This is a genomic window from Variovorax sp. P4_D9 (assembly GCF_056401695.1).
The window spans coordinates 1-1,745 of the sequence record NZ_JBFUIU010001308.1 but is presented as its reverse complement, the minus strand read 5'-3'; the positions used below and the strand labels follow the sequence as shown (position 1 = coordinate 1,745).

The 1,745-nt window shown below is 66.1% G+C and carries 1 protein-coding gene; it reads left to right on the top strand.

Going from position 1 to position 1,745, the window contains the following annotated elements; all coding sequences use genetic code 11:
- Positions 1-132: 132 nt before the first annotated feature.
- The coding region (locus tag AC1DY5_RS54290; protein ID WP_478122469.1) for an electron transfer flavoprotein-ubiquinone oxidoreductase at positions 133-1,745 on the top strand (1,613 nt) is incomplete at its 3' end.

Below are 1,745 nucleotides of genomic sequence, written 5' to 3'. Positions count from 1 at the left end.
CTGTAAGCCATGGAAGATGGTCCTGTTGGAGTCTCCGAGGTGACGCCACCGGAACGCACGCGGGTGACGCATAAAATGACCCGGCCCGCCGCGGTGCCTCGCACCCTCAAATCATTATCGACGAGACCCCACATGACGCATGACGAAATCCTCGCCCAGTTCGGCCCCCGCGAAGCCATGGAATACGACGTGGTCGTGGTCGGCGCAGGCCCGGGCGGCCTCGCGACCGCCATCCGCCTGAAGCAGCTCGCCGCCTCGCACGGCAAGGACATCTCGGTCGTCGTGCTCGAGAAGGGCTCGGAACCCGGCGCCCACATCCTGTCGGGCGCGATCATGGATCCGCGTGCGCTGTACGAGCTGCTGCCCGACTGGGAAGAGCTCGGCGCACCGCTGAACCAGCCGGTCACGCGCGACACCTTCCTGATGATGACCGAGACCGGCGCCACCCGGACGCCGAACTTCATGTTGCCGAAGAACTTCCACAACGAAGGCAACTACATCGTGAGCCTGGGCAACGTGGTGCGCTGGCTGGCGCAGCAGGCCGAAGGGCTCGGCGTCGAGATCTTCCCCGGTTTCCCGGCCGCCGAGGTGCTCTACACCGACGACGGCAAGGTTCGCGGCGTCGCCACGGGCAACCTCGGCATCGGCAAGGACGGCGAGCCGACCGAGAACTTCCAGCTCGGGATGGAGCTGCACGCCAAGTACACGATCTTCGCCGAAGGCGCGCGCGGCCATCTGGGCCGCCAGCTGATCGCCAAGTACAAGCTGGACGAGGGCAAGGACCCGCAAAGCTACGGCATCGGCATCAAGGAACTGTGGGAAATCGACCCGGCGCGCCACGAGCCGGGCCTGGCGGTGCACACGGCCGGCTGGCCGCTGCCTTCGGACACCTATGGCGGCTCCTTCCTGTACCACGCCGAGAACAACCAGTTGATCATCGGCTACGTGGTCGGCCTGGACTACCAGAACCCGTACATGAACCCGTTCGAGGAGTTCCAGCGCTTCAAGACGCATCCCAACATCCGCTGGTACTTCGAAGGCCAGGACAAGGGCCTGAAGGCGCCCAAGCGGCTGAGCTACGGCGCCCGCGCCATCACCGCGGGCGGCCTGCTATCGCTGCCCAAGACCGTGTTCCCGGGCGGCGCGCTGGTCGGCTGCGAGGCCGGCTATCTCAACGCCAGCCGCATCAAGGGCAGCCACGCCGCCATCAAGACCGGCATGCTGGCCGCCGAAGCCGCCTACGAAGCGGTGATGGCCGGCCGCCAGCACGACGAGCTCACGGCCTATCCGACCGCCTTCGAGAAGAGCTGGCTGCACACCGAACTCAACAAGGCGCGCAACTTCAAGCAGTGGTTTAAGAAGGGCCTGGCGGTCGGCACCGTGATGACCGGCATCGAGCAGTTGGTGCTGCGCGGCCACATCCCCTGGACCGTGCACCGCCACCAGCCCGACAACGAGCGGCTCAAGCCGGCGGCCCAGTGCAAGAAGATCGCCTACCCAAAGCCCGACGGCAAGCTCACCTTCGACCGGCTCTCCTCGGTGTTCATCAGCAACACCAACCACGAGGAGAACCAGCCGGCGCACCTGACGCTCAAGAACGCCGCGGTGCCCACCACCATCAACCTGCCCGAGTACGCCGGCCCCGAGAGCCGCTACTGCCCGGCCGGCGTGTACGAGTTCGTGCCGGACGCCGAAGGCAAGGAAAAGCTGCAGATCAACGCCCAGAACTGCGTGCACTGCAAGAC